Genomic DNA, 17757 nt, shown 5'->3' on the forward strand with positions numbered 1-17757 from the left:
GGTCGATGTGGCAGTGATTTCAACCCGATAAGCGGTATTGACCGCTTCGGATGCGCTGAAGGAGCGGACTGAAAGTGACGGGGAAAAACGGGCGAAAGTGAGGTGGTAGGATTGGCGGGCGGTCATGGTGTTGAATTTAAAGATGACAATGAATTTGATATATTAACTTGGATTATGCTGATGGTAAAGCGAATGGGATGAATGGGGAAAAGGCCGTCTGAAAGGTAATAAATCCAGTTGATTTCAATCCCCTTATCAACAAACCTTAAAACTCCCTCCGATTAAATTTTTAAGAAATTTGCGTAAATCAACTTCTAAATCTAACTGTTTTTTAATAACTATACCGCCCACTCATTTCTAATGAAAAAAGTACAAATTTAATGGAAAATACACACCTTCAAACTCAATTACTTTTAAAAAACGAATGTGCTCCTTCCTTCACATCCTCAAAAAAATCGGCAAAATAGTGCTGATCATCCCTATTTTTGCCCTATTGTATTTTTTGTCTGCTTGGATGATGGCTTCATTGCCGCTTAATGAAGAGCAGCCAAAAGGAGACATTACGTTATTTCTAGTCAGTAACGGCGTGCATACTGATGTAGTCATGCCGCTGAAGAATGATATTTTTGATTGGTCGGATGTCGTCAATCCGAGAGACACGCTTACCGCTGATCCTCAAATAACGCATATCGGTTTAGGCTGGGGAGAACGTAATTTTTATTTATACACGCCTGAGTGGAAAGATTTGACGTTCTCCAATGCCTTTGGTGCATTAAGCGGGCTGAACCGTACGCTGATTCATGTTACTTATTATCCTTTTGAACCGCGAGAAAATAGCCACGTCGTCAAATTTTTGGTCACGCCTGAGCAATACAGGAATTTAACCAAATCGCTCTTGGCCAGTTTTCAACAAGAAAATGGACAACCCATCTTGCTAAAAGGAATTCATCATCAGTCTAACGATGCTTTTTACGAAGCCAAAGGACGCTATCATTTATTCAATACTTGTAACACTTGGCTGAATGACAAATTGGTTGAAAGCGGCCTTAAAGGCGTGTATTGGACTCCTTTCTCTTCGCCCTTGCTGGAACAATACCGATAGCCTTCATGCTTCTCAATTTTTGGGTCTATGTAAAACTTCAGGCCGTCTGAACTTTTTCAGACGGCCCATATTTTCGATAAACCCTCAATTTTTTCATTGTATAGACAAAATTTTATAACAGCATTAAATATCAATTTAAACAAATAAACTGATTTTAAATTCCATAAAATAATTAAAATAAAGAAATTTTAGAATAAAATTGCTAAAACAAAAAATTAAACCTTGTTTAATTCCGCTAAAACCTGTAACCTGTATCAAAAATAAACAAGAGAGTCCATCATGTCCCAGCACCACCCTACCGACGATATTAAGATCAAAGAAGTCAAAGAGTTATTACCTCCAATCGCACATTTGTATGAGCTGCCTGTTACGCCTCAGGTTGCCAATTTGGTTTATAAAACACGTCATGAGATTTCGGATTTAGTTCACGGCCGCGACAACCGTTTGCTGGTCATCATCGGCCCATGTTCGATTCACGATACCAAGGCGGCGGTAGAATATGCGCAAAAATTGCTGCCCTTGCGCAAAAAATATGAGAAAGAGCTGCTGATTGTGATGCGCGTGTATTTTGAGAAACCGCGTACAACCGTTGGCTGGAAAGGCCTGATTAACGATCCGCACTTGGACGGTACGTTTGACATCAACTACGGCCTGCGCCAAGCGCGTCAGTTGTTGCTGACTTTAAACGAAATGGGTATGCCTGCTTCGACTGAATTCTTGGACATGATTACGCCGCAATACTACGCCGACCTGATTTCTTGGGGCGCGATTGGTGCGCGCACGACTGAAAGCCAGGTACACCGCGAATTGGCCAGCGGTCTCTCCTGCCCTGTCGGCTTTAAAAACGGTACGGACGGCAATCTGAAAATCGCCATCGACGCCATCGGCGCCGCCAATCATCCGCACCACTTCTTGTCTGTAACCAAAGCCGGTCATTCCGCGATTGTCCACACCAGCGGCAACCCTGACTGCCATGCGATTTTGCGTGGCGGTAAAGAGCCTAATTACAGTGCGGAACACGTTAAAGACGCGGTGGCGCAGCTTCAAAAAGCCGGCGTGAGCAGCAACCTGATGGTGGACTGCAGCCATGCCAACAGCCGTAAAGACTTCCGCAAACAAATGGACGTGGCGCGCGATGTTGCGGCGCAGCTGAAAGCCGGTGAAAAACACATTATGGGCGTAATGGTGGAAAGCCACTTGGTTGAAGGCCGCCAAGACAAGCCTGAAGTTTACGGTCAAAGTATTACGGATGCCTGCATCGGTTGGGATACGACTGAAGAATTGCTGGCCCTGCTTGCCGAAGCGAAAGGTTACCAAGCGTAAGTGCGACATCATTTAAAAGACCGGATACGTTCCGGTCTTTTTTGTGCCTGTCATTTTGATTTCTTCACTCGAGATACCGAGCAAATTTTAGTCAGGTTCAACATAAAAACAATATGTCAGAAAATATTCAGGCCGTCTGAAAAACCAATCATTCAGGTTTTCAGACGGCCTGCCCTACTTTTCTTTTCAATTAAAACGTGTGTTTAACCGTCGCAGTCACACTACGCGGCGTACCGTAAACGTGAATATCCGGCATGGTGCGGTAGCGTTTGTTGAACACGTTTTCAAAATCCAAACCAATGCGGGTAGATTTACCGATTTTGTAATGCACGGTCAAATCCAGCGTGGCGTATGGGCGTTGAGTCAATGCAGCGGCGGCGGCCGGATTGATGTCTGCCGGGTATTCGTCCAGTGTGTGGCTGCGGCTTTGCCAGTTGACGTTGGCCCCCAGGTTCAAACGGTCGGTCACGTCATACGCGGTAAAGAGTTTGAACAAATGAACCGGGTAAGACGGATGCAGTTGAACCCCTTCGCTGTCTTTGATTTTGGAACGTGCATAAGACGCATTCAGCAGCCATTTGTCACTCAGGCGGCCTCCGACAGAGAGCTCCACGCCTTTTGTCGTGGTGTTGTCGGCTGCGCGGTAGTATTCTTCGCCATTCGCGAATTTGCCTGCAACAACGCCCAAATGGTCGCGTTTGTTCATAAAGACGGAGGCGGAAGCATTCAGACGGCCGTCAAACCATGACGCTTTCAAACCAGTCTCGTAGGTTTTGCCACGCTGCGGTTTGAGCGCTGCGCCGTCTTTGGTCAGATAACGCACTTGCGGACGGAAAATGGTGGTGTAAGAAGCATAGGCGGTCAAATTGTCGCCGATGTCGTAGGTTACGCCCAAGTAAGGAATGAAAACGTTTTGTTTGTGGCTGCTGTGTGCGAATTTGTTACGGCTGGTGCTGTAACGGTACCGCCAATCTACAAAACGGCTGCCGCCGATAAAGGCGAGTTTGTCGGTCAGTTTGAAACGGGTCGAGCCGTAAACCGACAGGTTTTTCATGCGTGAAAAACCATCGCGCAGATACGGCATATCGGGTTTGGCGATGTTGCCGTCAAATTTACGCAAATCGGGAATCATCGACTCGCCTTCTTCATAGAAAGACAGGTTTTCTTTGTTGTCCTGATAGCTGATGCCGACATTGAACTCGTGCGAGCGGCCCAGCGCTGGATAATTGCCGTCCAAGGCCAGCGCAAAATTCTGATCGCGGTATTTGCTGCGGTCGCGGTCTGAAGTGAAAAGTGCAGAGTAATCGGGATTGATTTCAAATGTACCGGCAATGCCTGAAACGATGTCGTTTTTACCCGAAACATGGCTGTAATCACCAGTCAGTTTCCAGCCGTTGTCAAACTCATGGCTAAGGGAAGTGAATACTTCGGCACTGTTGTCTTTGCCGTATGCCCAGCGTGCGGAAGAATTGCTGCGTGGCGAAGATTCAAACGGTTTGAATCCGTCTTTGCGATTACCTGCTGCTGTCAGATAGCTGAAACGCGAGCTGCCGGTATTGCGGAAACGGTGTATTTCCGTACCGAGGCGCCATTGGGTTTGCGGCGTGAGATCGTAAGACAAAATGCCATAGAAAGTGTGATTGTGGCGCGAAGTGTTCGGCAGGTAATCGCCGCCGTGGTCGCTGACCAAAATGGCGCGGCCGCGCAAGGTATTGTCGGCATTCAGAGGATGATTGGCATCAAGGACGAAACGGTAGTGGTTCCACAAACCGACACCGGCTTCCACGCTGATGGCTGGCTTGGCAGTCGGTTTTTTACGTTCCAACGCAACCGTACCGCCCGGCTCGCCCATACCGCCGTTGGACAAACCGCTTGCGCCGCGCACGACGACGACTTGTTCGTACAATGCGCTGTCCAGATTGTTGGTGCCGCGGCGGATGGCTTTACCGTCGTAAAGGAATTTGGGCGCGCCGTCTACGGAAATGCTGTCAATCGCCTGACTGCGTGAAATAAACTGGCTGTGGCCGGAGACGTTGTTGCCCATTTTGCTGTGGAACATGCCCGGCGTTTGTTTCAACACGTCCTGCAAAGTATCCAAACCCTGGTCGTCCATTTGTTTTTCGGTGACGACAGACAAGGACTGCGGCGTTTCGCGCTGGGTCAGGCGGATGCCTGTCGCGGCGGAAGATGCGGGAATGGTGTAGTTGGAAGTAGTCTGTTTTCCGACACCTTGGACGGTAACTGTCGGTAAATCGACACGTTCTTGCGGCTGGCTATTTTCTACTTCGGTCGCGAAAGAATACGCCGAACACAAAGCCAGACTGACGGCAAAGCTTAATTTGCCATAGGGAAATACGGGTAGTGACATAGCTTCTCCAGTTAGCTGATGTTTTAATTTGGTGGCAGATTCTATCAAAAAGATGTAGTCCGATGAAACTATGTTCTAATCCCTATTTTCTAAGTAGTTTGTTTAATTAGAAATATTTATTTTTTTGCTAGTTATAAATAACTAAAAAGGCCGTCTGAAAACTGAATCATCAGGTTTTCAGACGGCCTCAATCTTTTTATCACAAAAAATCAGTCTGCCAATTTTCGTGCCAACTCTGCCAAATGTTTACCTTGTGCGAAGGCAATGTCGTTTTCTTCGGCGGTCAATGCCGGCTTGCTGTCGTGGCCGGAAACATGGCTTGCGCCGTAAGGCGTGCCGCCGCTTTGGGTATTGCTGAGCGCGGATTCGGTATAGGGAATGCCGCTGATGACCATGCCGTGGTGCAACAGGGGCAGCATCATGGTCAGCAGGGTAGTTTCTTGGCCGCCGTGCAGAGAAGATGTGCTGGTGAATACGGTGGCAGGTTTGCCGACGAGTTCTGCGCCGAGCCAAAGGGGAATGGTGCCGTCGATAAAGTATTTCATCGCTGCGGCCATATTGCCGAAACGTGTCGGGCTGCCGAGCGCGAGGCCGGCGCAATTTTTGAGGTCGTCGGCAGTCGCGTAGGGCGCGCCTTCGTCGGGAACGGCTTTTTCAACGGCTTCGCAAACGGTGGAAACTTTGGGCACGGTACGCAATACGGCTTCGCAACCGTCCACGCTTTCGATACCGCGTGCGATTTGGCGGGCAAGGTTGCGCGTGCTGCCGTTTTGGGAATAAAAGAGGACGAGGATTTTCAGGGGATTTGGGTTCATTTGGGGTTTCCGTTACAATGCTGTCAGGTTTCAGACGGCCTTTTGAATACTCGGGCCGTCTGAAAAGAAAAATTTCTATTCAAAAGTGGGAAAAGGTTATGCCGTTTTCGCAATGGTGGCAAGATTTTTTGAAAAGTAAGGGCGTGGCGTTTGCTTGGTTTGTCGTGCGCCGTTTTGATGACGAGCGTGTGCCGCAGGTGGCGGCAAGCATGACGTTTACGACGCTTTTGGCTTTGGTGCCCGTGTTGACGGTGATGGTCGTCATCGCTTCGGCCTTCCCTGTTTTCGACCAATGGTCGGGGGAATTTGTCTCTTTTATCAACCGCACCATTGTGCCGCAGGGCGCGGATATGGTGTTTGACTACATCAATGCGTTCCGCGATAAGGCCACCAAGCTGACGGCCATCGGCAGTGTGATGTTGGTCGTAACCTCGCTGATGCTGATTCGGACGATAGACAATGCGTTCAACCGGATTTGGCGCGTTAATTCGCAACGGCCCTGGATGATGCAGTTTTTGGTGTATTGGGCGTTGCTGACGTTTGGGCCTTTGTCTTTGGGCGTGGGCTTGTCGGTCGTGATCGGCCAGGTGCAATTGGTGGGCGGCTCGGAATGGCTGAGGGTTATCACTACGGTTTCATTTATTACGGCGCTGCTGTGGGGCTTGTACCGCTTTGTGCCCAACCGTTTCGTACCGGCCAGCCATGCTTTGGTCGGCGCGGCCGTAACGGCGTTTTGCTTGGAAACGGCACGCTTTTTGTTCGCTTGGTACATGGGCAACTTTGACGGCTACAAATCGATTTACGGCGCATTTGCCGCGGTACCTTTTTTCCTGTTGTGGCTCAACCTGTTATGGACGCTGGTATTGGGCGGCGCGGTTTTGACCTCGTCCCTGTCCTACTGGCGCGGCGAAGCGTTCCGCCGCAGTCTGGATGCACGCGGCCGCTTTGACGATGTATTGAAAATTCTGCTGCTGCTCGATTCTGCCCAACAAAACGGCAAGGCATTGCCGGTGCAGGAGTTCAGACGGCATATCAATATGGGCTTTGACGAATTGGGCGAGCTTTTGGAAAAACTGGCGCGACACGGTTATGTCTATTCCGGCCGCCAAGGCTGGGTCTTGAAAACGGGGGCGGAGTCCATCGACTTGGCGGAGCTGTTCAAACTCTTTGTCTACCGCCCGCAAACGCTCAACAAAGACAAAGTCAATCAAACGGTTGACCACATCATGCAGCCCTGCTTGGAAACTTTGAACATGACGCTTGCCGAGTTCGGCGCCCATACGAAAAAGCAATCCTCTTAAACCTGATGCCGTCTGAAAGCAAAAATATCAAGTTTCAGACGGCCTTTGCTATAATCGGCACACCACTGAATACAATATTCAACCTACAAGGAAAAATAGATGAAAACACCAGCCCTACTCTCTCTGCTCGGTTTGATTCCATCTGCCGCCTTTGCCGCCCACGGCGTAGGCCTCGGCCAACCGCCCAAATATCCGGCCAACTTCACTGCTTTCGAATACGTCAACCCCAACGCCCCCAAAGGCGGCACATTTACCACGCCTTTCCTCGGTGCTTTTGACACGCTTAACCCCTTTACCCTCAAAGGCAACCACGAATACGGCATCAGCATGCTGACGCTCGACACCCTGACCGAGCAAAGCATGGACGAACCTTACGCCGTTTACGGTCTGATTGCCGAAGACATCGCCTTGGCGCCGGACGGCCTTTCCGTTACCTTCAAAATCAACCCCAAAGCCAAATTCCACAACGGCGACCCCGTTTTGGCCAAAGACGTTGCCGCTTCATTTAACATCCTGACCAAAGACAAAGCCGCCGCCCCCATGTACCACTTCTACTGGAGCGACGTGGCCAAAGTAGAAACGCCCAACGATCGTACCGTCGTGTTCCGCTTCAAGCAGCGCAACTCAGAATTGCACATGATTCTCGGCAGCCTGCCCGTCTTCTCGCATAAAAGCTATCCAAAAGGACTGGCTGCCGCGCCCAACAGCCTGCCCATTGGTTCCGGCCCCTACCGTTTTGCCAAAGCCGAAAACGGCCGCATCAGCGAGTTTGTCCGCGACAAAAACTACTGGGCGCAAAACCTGCCCGTGCGCAAAGGTCGCTACAACTACGACCACATCCGCATCAAATACGTCAAAGACGAAGTTGTCCGCATCGAAGGGTTAAAAGGCGGCCAATATGACTTTGTACAAGAAAACGTCGCCCGCAACTGGGCGCGCGCCTACTCCGACGAAGTCCTCAAAAAACGCAACCTGTCCAAACACGAATGGCTGCAAAACAGCACCGCAGGCATGCAAGGCTTCGTCATCAATATGCGCCACAAGCCCTTGGACAATATTTACGTCCGCCGCGCCTTGATTGAAAGCTTCGACTACGAAAGCGTCAACAGCCGCATCTTCTACGGCGCATACCGCCGCACCGACAGCTTCTTCACCAACAGCACCATGGCCGCAACCGGCAAGCCCGACCGTGCAGAAACCGCATTGCTCAAATCATTGGGTACCAAGCTGCCCGAGGGCGTATTGGATCAAGACGTCCCTATGCCGCCGGTTACCGACCCCAAACTGGGCGTGCGTCCGAACCTGCTCAAAGCACGCGCCCTGCTTGAAAAAGGCGGCTATCAATACAAAAACGGCAAAGCAGTGGACAAACAAGGCAAACCGCTGACCTTTGAATTCCTCGCCCCCAGCAAAAACTATGAACGCATTACCGCCAAATGGCAGCGCGACCTCGCCAAAATCGGCATTACCATGAACGTGCGCACCGCCGATTCCGCCGTGTACCAAAAACGCATGAACGACTTCGATTTTGACGTAACCACCGGCTACTACGGCAACAGCGAAAGCCCCGGCAACGAGCAATACGACTACTTCAGCTGCGCCGCCGCCAAAACCGAAGGCAGCCGCAACCTTTCCGGCGTCTGCCATCCCGCGGTTGAAAAACTGCTGACCCATTTCAACAGCTTTACTAACCGCCAAGAGCTGCAAACCACCTCGCGCGCGCTCGACCGACTGATCCGCCACCAATACACCATCGTTCCAAACTGGTTCGCCGACCGCTACCGCGTCGTGTACCGTAACGATGTAGGCATTCCGTCCAAGCTGCCGAAATACTACGATCCCATCACCTTCGCCATGACCGCAGGCTGGAAGAAAAAGTAGTCGCATTTCGACAACACGCCCAAGCGGCTGAAAGCCCTTGACGCATAGCCTTTGGCATAAAAACCCATTATTCGTTTAAAACCAATTAATCCATCCAAACCAAATAATTACAAAAGAAAAAACAACTTAAAGCCAAATCAAAGGCCGTCTGAAAAATCCGTCAGCAAAAATCATCTGCAACGGAACATTTCAGACGGCCTTTTCGTCTCTTTTCAATCCAGTTTTGCAACCGAAACAAAATATCAAAAATTAACAAAAAAATTGCAACACAATACTCTCAAAATTTACAAAACCGTGTACACTTCCAACTTAAGATTTTGAATTATAAGAATAATCGTAATAAGAACTACAATCATCTCAATTTAACCAATATCAAGCGTTCATATAACAAAAGGAACAAAAACATGGAAATCAAACGTCTCTCTACCATTCTCAAACTGATTGCCAACCCCGAACGCATGGCCATCCTTTTCCTGCTGCTCGACGGCGACCGCAGCATTACCGAACTAGCACAAGCACTCGGCTCCTCCCCGACCGGCATCGCCAACCACCTCGCACGCCTGCGCACCGAAGGCATCATCGATTTCACGCGCTACCACCGCATCATCGAATACCGCCTCATCTCCGAAGAAGCCATCACCATCCTCAATACCCTGCGCACGCTCAAAGACCCTGCCGAATAAACAAATTATTCCACATCACAACAACAAGGCCGTCTGAAACATCAGCTTTCAGACGGCCTGCCACTTTCAACCCATATCGAAAAATAAACCAATCCGCTATACAATACCGCCCATGCCCACAGGCGCCATCCGCCGTCTTCCCACCCAACAGCACACACGGAAACATCATGAAAATCGCCACTTGGAACGTCAATTCCCTCAACGTCCGCCTGCCCCAAGTACAAAACTGGCTGGCCGACCACCAAGCCGACATACTCGCCTTACAAGAACTCAAACTCGACCAAGACAAATTCCCGGCCGCCGCCCTGCAAATGATGGGCTGGCATTGCGTCTGGAGCGGCCAAAAAACCTACAACGGTGTCGCCATCATCAGCCGCCACGAACCGCAAGACGTACATTGCGGCCTGCCCACCCTACCCGACGACCCGCAACGCCGCGTCATCGCCGCCACTATCAACGGCGTGCGCATCATCAACGTCTATTGCGTCAACGGCGAAGCCCTGGACAGTCCCAAATTCCAATACAAAGAACAATGGTTTGCCGCATTGACCGAGTTCGTCCACGCCGAAATGGCCGTACACCCCAAACTCATCCTGCTCGGCGACTTCAACATCGCCCCGGCCGATGCCGACTGCTACGACCCCGAGAAATGGCACGAAAAAATCCATTGTTCCTCCATCGAAAGACAATGGTTTAAAAACCTGCTCGACCTCGGCCTGACCGACAGCCTGCGCAAAGTCTACCCCGAAGGCGCGTTCTACACATGGTTCGACTACCGCGGCGCCATGTTCCAACGCAAACTCGGCCTGCGTATCGACCACATCCTCACCAGCCCCGAACTTGCCGCCAACCTTACCGACGTCACCGTCGACCTAGAAACCCGCGCCCAAGAACGCCCCAGCGACCATGCACCGGTAATCGCCGAGTTTGACTGTTAGATTTTGAGTGAATAAACAATAAGTCCGCCTGAAAACTGGATTTCAGACGGCCTTGGTATTGTGCACAATAAAATATAGATTGAATTCTCAAATCTATTTGTTTTTGAGATTACAATAAGAACAAAGTTTGAAAATTTAGGAGTACATATGTTACTAGATATTAATGAGGATTTTAAATTAGTCTATGATCTTTCTATTGAAATAGAAAGAGATCCAAGCTTTATGCATCTGGTTCAACAAGTAACCCTAGACCCCAATAAGCCGCATGTTGGTTTAAAAGGGAATTTAGGGTTATATGGATCTGAACTCTGGTGGGAAAATATAAAAAACAAAGTGATGAAAACAAATATTATTAGAGGAGTAATAAAAAGATGCTATAAAGCAGGCCAAGATAGCCAAGACTCGGTTAATTCATTCGAACTGATATTGCCTGATGGCCGAACATGGAATGAAAGTATCTATACAAATAACAGAAAAGATATTAACCTTTTTAAAATTGGTCATGAAGTTATTATATTTTATGCACATGATGAAATAAAACCATCTAATGGTATTAATGAACAAATAAGATATGCTGATACAGTTATTGAAATGGCTATATCAAAAAATGTTGTTATGGGCTACGCTGATAAATCTAGGTTTGTAAGATTTTTAATGTCTTTACGTCTATTGAAAACCAAAATATGAAAAAAGGTCGTCTGTTAATATTCAGACGACCTTCTTATTTTTACCTTTCAGACGGCCTTTAATATTTCCAATCAACCCAACGTTACCATCTCAATCTGCTCCATACTTCTACCCAAGAAGCGTTCGCCGATGGTGCGGAAGCGCAGTGGGATGTCGCTGACGTAGAAACGGTAATCCGGATTGTCGTTTTCCGTGTTCAGCAAACCTGCTTGCGCCAAGGCTTTGGCGGTGGCTTCGGCGGTGGTGATGGCGGAATCGACCAAGGTAACATTTTGTGCTTCACGGCCGATAAGCGGTTTGAGCAGTGGGAAGTGGGTACAACCCAACACCAGCGTGTCGATGTCGTCAGCCAAAAGCGGCTTCAGGTATTCGCGCACGGTCAGACGGGTGACTTCGTGATCGAGCCAGCCCTCTTCCACCAATGGCACAAGCAGGGGCGCGGCTTGCGTGCGCACCAGCGTGTCGTTGTTTTGCGAATGGATGGCGCGCGCATAGGCGTTGCTGTTGACTGTGGTATTGGTCGCGATAATGCCGATTCGGTTGTTTTTGGTGGTTTGCAAAGCGGCTTCCGCGCCGGCGGAGATGACGTCCAATACAGGCATATTGCCTGCTTTTTGGCGGATTTTTTGTCCGGCAACGGCGGCAATGGTGTTGCACGCGATGACGAGTGCCTTGACATCGTTTTCCAGCAGGAAATCGACAATCTGCATGGCGAAGGTTTCGATGGTGGCGCGGGATTTGGTGCCGTAGGGAACGCGTGCAGTATCGCCAAAATAGATGATGTTTTCCATCGGCAGGCGTTCCATCAGGGCGCGGACATTGGTCAAGCCGCCGACGCCGGAATCAAATACGCCGATGGGGCGTTGTTTGCTGGTACTCATGGTTAATTTCTTCAATATAGAGTTAAGGCCGTCTGAAACCGTTTTTCAGACGGCCTGAAGGTTAAACATATTCTTTTTTATCGTTTTCCATCCAAGCCTGATGCGAGCAAACCCACAACAGTACGATACCGCACACGGTCGAGCTCAACATCATACCGGCCATTACCAAGGCAGAACCATTATGCAGCCAAGTCGTGGCCATACCGACCGATGCGCCGATAAGGGATTGGAACACGCCTAAAACCGCATTTGCGCTGCCGCCCTCTGCGCTGAAATAGCTCATAAAGCAGGCTTGAGTGTTCGCACCGACCAAGCCTTGCGTACCGACTGAAAACATCACGCACAGCACCAAAGCCCACAAAGGCGGCAAAGACAGTAACAACACCAAAACAGCCATCAGCAAATTGGCGACAAATTGGACGATAATGCCCCATTTGAGGATGTTTTGCGGATGCGTACCGGTTTTCAAACGCCACGCGGTAACGCGGTTAAACGACATCATGGTAATGATATTGAGCGCAAATATCCAAGCATATTGGTTTGGTGAAACATGATACAGTTGTTGGTACACGAACGACGATTCGGTCAAAAAAGCAAACATCGAACCGAAACTGAAAGCTTGGAAAAACAAATAGCCCATCGCGGCACGCGTCCTCAAAACACGTTTAAACCTGCCGGCCACCACGCCGAACACGTCCATGCTGATTTTGCCTTTTTGGTGCGGCTTGGGCAGGAAATACCACATCAATCCCCAAAGCAGCAGCGAATAGCAGGCCAGAAAACCGAAAATCATGCGCCAGCCGCCCAAATTCTGCAAGCCCGCACCAATCATCGGCGCCATCAGCGGCACAATCATCAAAATAATACCGATTAAGGCAAACATCTGCGCGGCTTTGCGTCCGGAATAATAATCGCGCACCATCGCACCGGAAATTACCACGGTCATCCCTGCGCCAAACGCCTGCACGGCACGCAAGTTCAGCAGCTGCTCGACATTATTCACCATCGTCAAACCGACAACGGCGGCAAAGTAAATGCTCAAGCCCACCAAGGCGACAGGTTTGCGGCCTTTAATATCCGAAATCGAACCGCCGACCACCTGGCCAAACGCCACGCCAAACATAAAAAAGCTCAGGCTTTGCTCAATACGGTGGATGTCCGAACCCAGCGACTTCGCCATTTCGGGAATCGCAGGCAGATAGGCATCGACAGAAAACGGCATCAGCGCGACCAACATCGCCATCAGCACGGCCATGGTTTTTTCGCCCAAAGGGGCTTGTTGTGCAGTCATTCCGATTTTCGCTTTCGTAACAAATATTCAAAAAACAAAGAAAACAACCGCCTTGTCAGACGGTTGCGGATTGGATGGAATTATAGCAGATTTCAACCCCGTCCAATCACTGCACAAAAACCTTTGCAAAACTTAAGGCCGTCTGAAACTTCGTTTGGTTGAATCCCCCCGCCGCAAACGTTAAAATGCTTGTTTTTTAAGACAACACATTGTTTCACATCACGGATTCTAAGGAATAATCATGACTACATTTCAAATTGCGCGTGCCGACGGGAAAACGCTCGAAATCCAAGGCAAAATGGCCAACCGCCACGGCTTGATCGCCGGTGCGACCGGTACGGGTAAAACCGTTACCCTGCGCCGCATGGCGGAAGCCTTCAGCAGCGAAGGCGTCCCTGTATTCTTGGTCGATGTCAAAGGCGATTTGTCGGGCATCGCGCAAGCCGGTGCCAACAGCGGCAAAGTGGGCGAACGCATCGCCGAGTTTGATTTGGGCGAGCAATGGCTGCAAAGTTTCCCCGTGCGCTTTTGGGATGTTTACGGCGAAACCGGTATTCCCGTACGCGTAACCGTTTCCGAAATGGGCCCTATGCTTTTGGCTCGCCTGATGAATCTGAACGACACGCAGGAAGGCCTGCTCAACCTCGTGTTCAAAGTTGCCGACGACAGAGGCTGGCACATTCTGGACTTGAAAGACCTGCGCAGCATGCTGAAACACGTTTCCGACCACGCTTCGGAATACCGTACGCAATACGGCAACGTCTCCGCCGCCAGTATCGGCGCGATTCAACGCCAACTGCTGACTTTGGAAAACGAAGGCGCAGAAAAATTCTTCGGCGAACCTTCCCTCAACCTGCAAGACTGGATGCAGACCGACAACGGTAAAGGCGTCATCAACATCCTCAATTCCGAAAAACTGATGCGCTCGCCGCGTATGTACAGCGCGTTTTTGCTGTGGATGTTGGCAGAATTGTTTGAAACCCTGCCCGAAGTCGGCGATTTGGACAAACCAAAATTCGTGATGTTCTTCGACGAAGCGCATTTGATGTTCGACAATGCCGCCAATGCACTGGTCGAACAAATCGAACAAGTCGTGCGCCTGATCCGCTCCAAAGGCGTGGGCGTATATTTCGTCACCCAAAACCCGCTCGATTTGCCCGACACCATTCTCGGCCAACTAGGTAACCGCGTACAACACGCCCTGCGCGCCTTCACGCCGCGCGACCAAAAAGCAGTCAAAGCCGCCGCCGAAACCTTCCGCAGCAATCCGAATATCAAAGTTGCCGAAGCGATTGCCGAACTGGGCGTCGGCGAAGCACTCGTTTCCTTCCTCGACGAAAAAGGTATGCCCGAGCCGGTAGAACGCGCGCTCGTCCTGCCGCCGCAATCTTCCTTGACCCCGCTTGCCGCCGAAGAGCGCAACCGCTTGTTCCAAAACGACGATTTATATCCGACCTACAAAGACATGGTGGACAACTATTCCGCCTTTGAAGCCTTAGCCGAAGCAGACAGCCAAGCAGCCGCTGAAAAAGAAGCCGCAAATGCTGCCAAAGAGCAGGAGAAAGCACAAAAAGCCGCAGAAAAAGAAGCCGCCAATGCCGATCCCGGCATCCTCGGCGGATTGCTCGGCGGCTTGAGCGGCGGACGTAAAAAATCCGGCCAAGGTTTGGGCTACAACGTTGCCGATGCCATCGGCAGCCAAATCAACCGCCAAGTAACCAACGCCATTTCACGCAGCGTAATGGGCATTATTAAAAATATGTTCAAATAATCAGCCTGCAAACATAAAAGGCCGTCTGAAAATCAATTTCAGACGGCCTTTTGTTTATCAATCCAATCAGTTCTTCATCGATTGAACCGGAGCCGGGATTCTACCGCCTCGGTTGACGAACACTTCGCAAGAACCTTCTTTAACCGGCATTACAGGTGCGTAGCCCAGCAGGCCGCCGAACTCGACGCTGTCGCCGACGGTTTTTCCGGTTACCGGAATGATGCGCACAGCAGTGGTTTTGCTGTTGATCATGCCGATGGCGGCTTCATCGGCGATGATACCGGAAATCGTGTGCGCAGGCGTGTTGCCGGGGACGGCAATCATGTCCAAACCAACGGAGCAGACAGCGGTCATGGCTTCGAGTTTGTCCAGCGTCAGCACACCAGCTTCGGCAGCGGCAATCATGCCCTCGTCTTCCGAAACGGGGATAAACGCGCCGCTCAAACCGCCGACCGCGCTGGAAGCCATCATGCCGCCTTTTTTCACGGCATCGTTCAGCAAGGCCAAAGCCGCTGTCGTGCCGTGCGTACCGCAGACGCTCAAGCCCATTTCTTCAAGAATGCGTGCCACCGAGTCGCCGACGGCAGGGGTTGGTGCTAACGACAAGTCGAGAATACCAAACGGGATATTCAGCATTTTTGAAGCTTCGCGGCCGATGAGTTCGCCCACGCGGGTAATTTTGAAAGCGGTTTTCTTCACGACTTCCGCAACTTCGGTCAATGTTGTTGCATCTGAGTTTTCCAACGCGGCTTTTACGACACCCGGACCGGATACGCCGACATTGATAACGGCATCCGCTTCACCCGAGCCGTGAAACGCGCCCGCCATAAACGGATTGTCTTCCACCGCATTGCAGAACACGACGATTTTGGCGCAGCCGAAACCTTCGGGCGTGATTTCGGCCGTGCGTTTGATGGTTTCGCCTGCCAGCTTGACCGCATCCATATTGATACCGGCGCGCGTGCTGCCGATATTGATGGAGCTACATACGATATCGGTAGTCTTCATGGCTTCGGGAATGGAACGGATCAGCACTTCATCTGAAGGCGACATACCTTTTTGCACCAGCGCGGAAAAGCCGCCGATAAAAGACACGCCTATCGCTTTGGCTGCCTTGTCCAAAGTTTGCGCCACGCTGACGTAAGAATCAGCATGGGTGGCCGCGGCGATTTGGGCAATCGGCGTGACGGAAATGCGCTGATTCACAATCGGCACGCCATATTTGGCAGACAGATGTTTCGCCGTCGCGACCAAGTCTTTGCCGACCGTGGTGATTTTATTGTAAATGTTTTGGTTCAACACATTGATATCGCTGCTGATGCAGTCGTGCAAATCAATGCCGATGGTAATGGTGCGCACGTCAAAATTCTGGTCGGCCACCATTTTGACGGTTTCTAAAATCTCGCCGGATTGAATACTCATGGCTCTCCCTCCGACTTAAATACGGTGCATGGCTTGGAAAATTTCTTCGTTTTGCATACGGATATCAAGCGCGAGTTTTTTGCTCTCTTCCGCAAACAAATCCAAAATCCCTTGACGCGATTTGGTGCATTTTGAAGTGTCTACCAAAATAATCATGGTAAAAAAATCGTCCATCAGCTGTTGGCTGATGTTGAGAATATTGATTTGGTTTTCCGCTAAAATTTTGGAAACGTCGTACACAATGCCCACACGGTCTTTACCGATGACGGTGATGACTGAATTGTTCATAACGCTGTTTCTCCTCATAGGATATTTGAAAAATGTTGACAATTATAACACTCAGGCCGTCTGAAAAACTGTTTCAGACGGCCTGAGTATTCAAATTTCAATTTTAATTATCGCCCTGCTTTCAAAGCCTGCCACAGGCGAACGCTGAGTTTGCTCGCATCGGTTGACTTGGGAGAGACGATAAAGCTTTTTTCCATCAATTCCTTACTTGGGAAAATCGATTCGTCAGAGGTGTATTTTTCATCCATCAAATCCCGCGCCGGACGGCTGGCCGGGCCATAAGTCACATAGTTGCCGTTTTTGGCCGCCGTTTCCGGGTTGAGCGTGTGATTGATGTATTTGTGTGCATTAGCCACGTTTTGCGCATCACGCGGAATCATCAGCGAATCCACCCAAATACCGACGCCGTTTTTCGGTGTCAATACTTCGATTTCTACGCCGTTTCCGGCTTCTTTGGCACGGGTTTTGGCAATATTGAGGTCGCCGCCATAGCCTACCGATACGCAAAGGTTGCCGGCAGCCATATCGTCGATATAGCCGGACGAGGTAAAGCGTTTGATGTCGGGACGCACTTTTTTCATCATATCGACGGCGGCTTTGATGTCCTCAGGGTTTTCGCTGTTCGGGTCTTTGTCCAAATAATGCAAAGCCAAAGGAATCTGCTCGATGGCGCTGTCGAAATAGCTGATGCCGCAGGATTTCAGTTTTCGGGTGTATTCAGGGTTGAACACCAAATCCCATTCGTTTTCAGGCAGCTTGTCCGTACCCAAAGCCTTTTGAACCTGCTGTTTGTTAATCGCCAGCGTATTGATACCCCAGAAATAAGGGACGGCATATTCGTTGCCCGGATCGACGGTTTCCATCATTTTTAACAAATCGGGATCGATATTGGCGTAATCGGGAATTTGCGATTTGTCGATTTTTTGATACGCGCCGGCTTTAATCTGACGGCCGACATTGGCAATAGACGGCGCAACCAGGTCATAACCCGACTTGCCGGTCAGCA

The 17757-nt window shown here is 50.1% G+C and carries 15 protein-coding genes; 8 read left to right on the forward strand and 7 right to left on the reverse strand.

The genetic code is table 11. The features are described 5' to 3' along the window. Positions 1-424 precede the first annotated feature (424 nt). Together ACTHUT_RS06750 and aroG are read left to right on the forward strand one after the other, a co-directional pair. Positions 425-1102, forward strand: coding sequence for a TIGR02117 family protein (locus ACTHUT_RS06750; RefSeq protein WP_440386703.1), 678 nt, complete (start codon positions 425-427; stop codon positions 1100-1102). Positions 1103-1381: 279 nt separating this feature from the next. Further along, a complete protein-coding gene (gene aroG, locus ACTHUT_RS06755; RefSeq protein ID WP_188213121.1) occupies positions 1382-2425 on the forward strand; it encodes a 3-deoxy-7-phosphoheptulonate synthase AroG in 1044 nt (347 codons plus the stop codon). Positions 2426-2615: 190 nt separating this feature from the next. On the opposite strand, the gene ACTHUT_RS06760 is transcribed toward aroG, so the two are convergent. Then, on the reverse strand, positions 2616-4793 hold the full coding sequence (locus tag ACTHUT_RS06760; protein WP_440386702.1) for a TonB-dependent siderophore receptor: 2178 nt from the start codon (positions 4791-4793) through the stop codon (positions 2616-2618). A 209-nt stretch (positions 4794-5002) separates the two neighbouring features. Continuing rightward, the gene (gene wrbA, locus ACTHUT_RS06765) at positions 5003-5608 is read right to left on the reverse strand and encodes an NAD(P)H:quinone oxidoreductase (RefSeq protein WP_440386701.1); all 606 of its coding nucleotides are present in this window, start codon (positions 5606-5608) and stop codon (positions 5003-5005) included. A gap of 98 nt (positions 5609-5706) precedes the next feature. Here wrbA and ACTHUT_RS06770 point away from each other — a divergent pair, with 98 nt between their 5' ends. From ACTHUT_RS06770 to ACTHUT_RS06790, 5 genes are all read left to right on the forward strand, one after another. Beyond that, a complete protein-coding gene (locus ACTHUT_RS06770) occupies positions 5707-6909 on the forward strand; it encodes a YihY family inner membrane protein (RefSeq protein WP_440386700.1) in 1203 nt (400 codons plus the stop codon). Positions 6910-7008: 99 nt separating this feature from the next. Further along, complete coding sequence (locus ACTHUT_RS06775; protein WP_036493920.1) at positions 7009-8790, forward strand: extracellular solute-binding protein; 1782 nt, start codon at positions 7009-7011, stop codon at positions 8788-8790. A gap of 404 nt (positions 8791-9194) precedes the next feature. Continuing rightward, positions 9195-9473, forward strand: coding sequence for an ArsR/SmtB family transcription factor (locus ACTHUT_RS06780; protein WP_150537119.1), 279 nt, complete (start codon positions 9195-9197; stop codon positions 9471-9473). Between the two features lie 167 nt (positions 9474-9640). After that, complete coding sequence (xth, locus tag ACTHUT_RS06785; RefSeq protein WP_440386699.1) at positions 9641-10411, forward strand: exodeoxyribonuclease III; 771 nt, start codon at positions 9641-9643, stop codon at positions 10409-10411. Between the two features lie 147 nt (positions 10412-10558). Beyond that, complete coding sequence (locus ACTHUT_RS06790) at positions 10559-11098, forward strand: hypothetical protein (protein ID WP_049331754.1); 540 nt, start codon at positions 10559-10561, stop codon at positions 11096-11098. Between the two features lie 71 nt (positions 11099-11169). Here the strand turns inward: ACTHUT_RS06790 and murI are convergent, their stop codons facing one another. Both murI and ACTHUT_RS06800 read right to left on the reverse strand, forming a co-directional pair. Beyond that, entirely contained in the window at positions 11170-11979 is an 810-nt protein-coding gene (gene murI / locus ACTHUT_RS06795) for a glutamate racemase (protein WP_003747483.1), read from the reverse strand. A gap of 61 nt (positions 11980-12040) precedes the next feature. Beyond that, positions 12041-13270: a multidrug effflux MFS transporter gene (locus ACTHUT_RS06800; RefSeq protein ID WP_440386698.1), complete on the reverse strand. Its 1230-nt coding sequence runs from the start codon at positions 13268-13270 to the stop codon at positions 12041-12043. A 241-nt stretch (positions 13271-13511) separates the two neighbouring features. Between ACTHUT_RS06800 and ACTHUT_RS06805 the strand changes: the two genes are divergently transcribed. Next, positions 13512-15041 (forward strand): helicase HerA-like domain-containing protein, encoded by a 1530-nt coding sequence (locus tag ACTHUT_RS06805; protein WP_314058676.1) that lies wholly within the window; start codon positions 13512-13514, stop codon positions 15039-15041. Positions 15042-15107: 66 nt separating this feature from the next. On the opposite strand, the gene ACTHUT_RS06810 is transcribed toward ACTHUT_RS06805, so the two are convergent. The 3 genes from ACTHUT_RS06810 to ACTHUT_RS06820 all read right to left on the reverse strand — a co-directional run. Beyond that, a complete protein-coding gene (locus ACTHUT_RS06810) occupies positions 15108-16463 on the reverse strand; it encodes a PFL family protein (RefSeq protein ID WP_440386697.1) in 1356 nt (451 codons plus the stop codon). A gap of 15 nt (positions 16464-16478) precedes the next feature. After that, complete coding sequence (locus ACTHUT_RS06815; RefSeq protein WP_440386696.1) at positions 16479-16751, reverse strand: ACT domain-containing protein; 273 nt, start codon at positions 16749-16751, stop codon at positions 16479-16481. 107 nt (positions 16752-16858) lie between these two features. After that, positions 16859-17757, reverse strand: an 899-nt coding sequence (locus ACTHUT_RS06820; protein ID WP_440418710.1) for an extracellular solute-binding protein, incomplete at its 5' end; no start/stop codon positions are given.

The sequence above is a fragment of the Neisseria sp. P0022.S010 genome (assembly GCF_051956635.1).